Below are 5,532 nucleotides of genomic sequence, written 5' to 3'. Positions count from 1 at the left end.
GATTTAAGGGATAGGTGGACTGGATGGACGATTGACGACGTAGAGGACTTCGTGACTCCTATATCCTGCCCCTATCCCTTATACAGCTTGGGGTTTAAAACGTCGCGCAGCCAGTCCCCCAAGAGATTGATGACCAATATGAGCAGGACCAGAAGGAAGCCTGGAAAAAGGGTGATCCACCAAGAGCCTGAAAAGATGTACTCGAAGCCGGAATTGATCAGGGATCCCAGGGACGGTTTGGTCACCGGCATGCCGAGACCGAGGAAGGACAGGGCGGCCTCGCTCATGACCGCATTGGCCACCTGGACCGTTGATATGACCAGTATGGGGGAGAGGGTGTTTGGCAGGATGTGTCGCCACATGATCCTGCGTGGTGAAAAGCCGATCACCCGCGCCGCCTCAACATATTCCTTCTTTTTTTCCGCAAGCACGGAGGCCCTGACGGTCCGCGCGTATTGCGGCCATTCGGCCAATCCGATGACTACGATCAGAAAGGGGACGGCCATGTCCTCGAATCTTCCCACCCCAAAGGCGGTCTGGAAAATGGCGCTCAGGAAGATGGCCACCATCATGGTTGAAAAGGAGAGTTGTACATCGGCCATGCGCATGAGCAAGGACTCGATCCGTCCACCGAAATATCCCGCAGTGAGTCCGAGGATGATCCCTAGAAGTGCCTGCATGCACACCGCTCCGATGCCTATCAATAATGAGATGCGCATGCCGTAGAGCATGGTGCTGTACAGATCTCGTCCCTGGTCGTCGGTTCCCAGACAATAGGTGGTATTTCCCCCTTCGAGCCAAACCGGCGGGGTTTCCGAATCCATAATATCGATGGTTGTCGTATCATAGGGATTGTGCGGGGCGAAAAGAGGGGCGCCCAGTCCCATGATGAGCAGTACAAGCAATATGGCCAAGCTGCCCATTGCCACTTTGTCATGCAGAAAGCTGTACAGAAAGTACGATTCCTTGAATTGTTTCCAACGTCCCATTTATGACCTTCCTGTGATCCTGACCATGGGATTGACCAGGCCGTAGATGATGTCGATGACCGTGTTCACACACACGAAAATGGCCCCTACGAAGATGAGATAGGCAACCAAGAGGGAGGTGTCCGAACGCTCTACCGCTTCGAGGAACATAAAGCCCATCCCCTGCCACTGGAAGACCGTTTCGGTCAGGATGGTGTAGGCGATCATCATTCCCAGCTGGACCCCGCCCACCGTGATGACCGGCAGCAGGGTGTTCTTGAATGCGTGGACAAACCATATGCGCCATCGCTGGATCCCTTTGGCCCAGGCAAATTTGATATAATCTGTCTGCAGAATTTCAATCATCTCCGACCGGATCAGTCGGATGAAAAGAGGGAGCATGATCGAGGAAAGGGATATCGTCGGCAGAACAAGGTGCTTGAGTCCATCCCATGTGAGCAGGCCGGTGTCCCAGAAACCCCCGATATTCACGGTATCTCCCCGCCCGTACGAGGGCAGAAGTCCCCATTTGATGGAAAAGAGATACACGAGGAGAATGGCAGTTAGAAATACCGGGAACGAGACCCCGACGATACTTCCACTCATGGCAAATCGGGAAAAGAGCCGTTTGGGATAGATGGCCGCATAGACGCCCACCGGGATGGATACCAGAATGATGAGGATGGAACTGCACAGGACCAGCTCAAGGGTAGCCGGGGCCTTCTTGATGATAACCTGCATGGCCGGCTTCTTGTAGAAATAGGACTGGCCGATATCTCCCTTGACAGCCTTGGTCAAAAACCGTCCGTACTGGACGAGAAATGGATCGTTGAGACCAAGTTCGTCGCGCAGCGCCTCGCGCTCGGCCTTGGATACGGAGATACCGGTGAGTTGCCTGACCGGATCGCCCACGTTCTGCTTGATGGCGAAACCGATCACGCTGATGATGAACATAACGACCGCGGCCTGAAGGATACGTCGGACTATGAAAGCAAACATGGAATGGTGTCCGGGGTTGGAGGGTGATAGAAAAGCGGGATAAAGGATATAAGATATATGATGTAAGATATAGTTCGCATTGCGCAGATCCGGACAGAGTCGTCATCCCGGTTTTTCGTCCTGAATCTTATATCCTATATCTTATATCTTATATCCTGTATCATCCATAAAAAGGCGGACCCGAGATGCGGTCCGCCCTTTGGCTTCCAAAGCTTATTTGACGACCAGATCCCCGAAGTAGGGGTAATTCTGGACGTTAACGATCGGTTCGATCATCAGAGCCTTTTTGGAGGCCCAGGAGAGGTTCTGCCAGTGCAGAGGGATAAAGGCGGCATCGTCGTAAAGACGCTGCTCGACTTCCTGAAGGTATCCGCTGCGCTTGGCCATGTCTGTTTCGGTCATGGATTGTATGATCAACCCATCGACCTCTTTGTCGCAGTAGTTGCCGCTGTTGTACTGGCCAAAACCTGTTTCTTTGTTCGGGCACATGAGCAGGAACTCGGTGTAATTGGAGGAGTCCTCGGTGTCTGGATGCCAGCCGATCATCTGGATGTCGGCGACCTGGGCGTCGAACTGATCCCAATACTGGGCCTTGGGCATGGTCTTCAGATTCACCTTGATGCCGATTTTTGACAACATGGCGGCGACGGCCTGGGCGATCTGTTCGTCTTTCACGTAGCGGTTGTTCGGGGCGATCATGGAGCAGGAGAACCCGTTGGGGTACCCGGCTTCCTTCATGAGCTGCTTGGCTTTTTTCAGGTCATAGCGGGGTTTCAGGTTGGCCTTGTACCCGGCAAATCCCTCAGGAGCCTGCTGGCCTGCGACCGTGGCCGTTCCTTTCATGATCTTCTTGGCGATACCGGCGTTGTTGACCGCATAGACCATGGCCTGACGGACCTTCTTGTTCCTGAACTCGGGCCGTTTTTTCTGGTCCAACTGGAACGTGATGATCCGGCTGCCGGACATGGTTACCAGCTTGAGGTTGGAATTACGCCCGATCCGATCGTAGTCCTGCGGGGGAACGGGCATGATGAAGTCGACATCACCGGAAAGCAGGGCGGCTACCCGAGTGGCGTCGTTTTTGATGGGCGTCAGGGTGATTTCGTCCACGTTGCCGGTATTGTCCCAGTAGCCGGGGAAGGTAGTGAAAACCATTTTCACACCCTGCTCGCGGTAGGTGACCTGATACTTGCCGGTCCCGGATTCGTTGATGTTGGCATAGGAGTACTGGGTCTTGACAATGGCGTCCTTGGGGAGCCCTTTGTCATCCTTGCCTGTGTAGAACGTGCTGTCCATGGGAAAAATATAGGTACACATGTTCAGTACCAAGGGGTAGGGCTTGGTGGTCTTGATATCGATGGTGTGGTCATCCACGATTTCCGGCTTGGCAAAGGGATCGAAAAGTGCCTTGAAATCCTGGCTTTTTTTCAGCCTGGCCAGGGTCCAGGCAACGTCTTTGGCCGTAAATGGATTGCCTGAATGGAATTTGACGCCCTTGCGCAGGTGAAAGCGCATGGTCAACGGGTCGATGCGTTCCCATTTGGTAGCCAGCCGGCCGTCAAAGCCCATCTCCTGGTTCCAACGGATCAATGGGTCAAAAACCATGTGCGAGTACTGGAGCATCCCACCGGAGAGCTGGACATGGGGATCCAGGGAGACAGGGTCGGCATCAAAGGCGACCTTGATGGATTTACCAGCCATGGCCTGGCTGGCTGAGAGCACGCCCATGGAAACCATGAGGGCGGCTGCGATCAACAGGACGGATAATCTTTTCATGGATGCTACCTCCAGAAAAAGGTTTGGGAAAAAAGGCACAAAACATTGTCAGCCTATGCTGTCATTGTTTGTTGCGATGCGGTGACATACGCCTGTATCCTCAAAAAATCAAATATGTTTTTGAAGGGTTGCATGGTCAGGACCGTGCATCCGCCCGTCCTGCCTTTATTCACCCAGCTGATATTTCCGGACATAGCGGTTGTGTTCCCTGAGTGTCTTGCTGAACGCATGACTGCCATCTCCTTTGGCCACGAAGTAGAAAAAAGAGTGGGATTCCGGATGCAGGGCCGCCTGGATGGAGGCCAGACCCGGGGAGCAGATGGGTCCGGGGGGCAGCCCCGGGTGTACATAGGTATTGTAGGGATTGGACCGGTCGCGGAGATGTCTCCGTTTCAGATTGCCGTCGAAATCCGGTCCGATGCCGTAGATGGTGGTCGGGTCGCATTGCAGGCGCATGTTTTTGCTGAGCCGGTTGGTATAGACCCCGGCAATGCGGGCCCGTTCGTTGTCCTTGGATGTTTCCTTCTCCACCAGGGAGGCCAGGGTGAGCGTTTTCCTGATGGCTTTCGGGGGCATTTCCGGTGGGAACAGATCCCTGGTCTTGTCCTGGAACATGGCAATGAGGTGGTCGGCGATGCGCCGGTCCGGGTCGTCCATTGACCTGGTGCCAGCCCGGTGCATGCTCCTGGATTTGGGGAAGAGATAGGTCTCGGGAAAGAGATACCCTTCGGCACTGTCTCCGGGAATGTTCCATTGTGCGAGAAAATCCCTGTCTCTGACGATCGTTGCGAATCCTTCGCGGGTGCCCAGGCCCGATGTCTGGACCGTGTCGGCTGTTTGCCACCAGGTCAGTCCTTCGGGAATGGTCAAAGGGAAGAGGACGTCTCTGGTCCGACCGAGTTCGCCCAGCACTTCCATGGGTGTCCATCCTGTGTTCAATGTACACTCGCCGGCAGGAACCGATCCGGTCTTGCTCATGAAACGGCCGAGAAGGGCGAACCGTGTCTTGTCGGAGACAATACCCTTGGATTCGAGCAGGGCTGCAATGGCGGAAAAGGACATCCCCGGTTCTATGCGAACGACCATATCCTCACCCTGGTGTTCAGGCGGGGTGTGCAGGAAGTGATGGACCTGATAGAAAAGGGTGCCGGCAGTCAGGAGGATGACCGCAAGAACCAGGAGCAGGGAACGCTGGATCAGGGAGAGGCGGGAAAGACTCATGCGTGTTCGGGCTGTGGAATGGGTTCGGGGTTGACCGACCGGCTCAGGAAGGATTCCAGAATGGCCACGGCCGCAATCTGGTCCAGAACCTTTTTCCGACGGCTGCCAAAGACACCGGCTTCACTCAGGCGGTCTTTTGCCTCGAATGAGGTCAATACTTCATTTTCCAGATAGATGGGCACGGCGACCCGCCGTCCCAGGCTGTCGGCAAAGTTCCTGACCTGCCGCGAGATGAGCTGCTCGTTGCCCTCGAGGTCCAGGGGCAGTCCCAGCACAACGGCCTGGATGTTTTCTTCCCGGATGGTCGCCAGCAGTTCCTCGAAAAACGTGGCCCGGGTGGTCCTGAAGATGGTCTTCAGGGGAAAGACCATAGTGCTGTTCGGCCCTGCCACGGCCAACCCCACCCGTTTGAGCCCGAAGTCGATGCCCAGATAGCGGGGAGATGTGGGTGTCGAGGAATTCATCGTTTATCCCGTAGGGGCGGATTCCATATCCGCCCTTTTATGCGTCCAGAACCCATTCCCGTCACTTACCAGACCTAAAACCTAAAACCTAAAACCTAAAACCC

At 54.9% G+C, this 5,532-nt stretch carries 5 protein-coding genes; all 5 read right to left on the bottom strand.

Annotation, left to right across the window (positions count from 1 at the left end; genetic code table 11):
• Positions 1-71: 71 nt before the first annotated feature.
• Positions 72-989, bottom strand: coding sequence for an ABC transporter permease (locus ACY692_RS13910; protein ID WP_462325980.1), 918 nt, complete (start codon positions 987-989; stop codon positions 72-74).
• Positions 990-1,967, bottom strand: a complete 978-nt coding sequence (locus tag ACY692_RS13905; RefSeq protein ID WP_462325979.1) for an ABC transporter permease — start codon at positions 1,965-1,967, stop codon at positions 990-992.
• A 213-nt stretch (positions 1,968-2,180) separates the two neighbouring features.
• Positions 2,181-3,743 (bottom strand): ABC transporter substrate-binding protein, encoded by a 1,563-nt coding sequence (locus tag ACY692_RS13900; protein ID WP_462325978.1) that lies wholly within the window; start codon positions 3,741-3,743, stop codon positions 2,181-2,183.
• A gap of 165 nt (positions 3,744-3,908) precedes the next feature.
• Positions 3,909-4,964: an endolytic transglycosylase MltG gene (gene mltG, locus ACY692_RS13895; protein ID WP_462325977.1), complete on the bottom strand. Its 1,056-nt coding sequence runs from the start codon at positions 4,962-4,964 to the stop codon at positions 3,909-3,911.
• Positions 4,961-5,428: a Holliday junction resolvase RuvX gene (gene ruvX / locus ACY692_RS13890; protein WP_462325976.1), complete on the bottom strand. Its 468-nt coding sequence runs from the start codon at positions 5,426-5,428 to the stop codon at positions 4,961-4,963. Before ruvX ends, mltG begins: the two co-directional genes overlap by 4 nt.
• Positions 5,429-5,532: the final 104 nt, after the last annotated feature.

Source organism: Desulfoplanes sp. (genome assembly GCF_054921335.1).
Note: the sequence above shows the minus strand (reverse complement) of the source record. Positions and strands in the feature narration are given on the sequence as shown.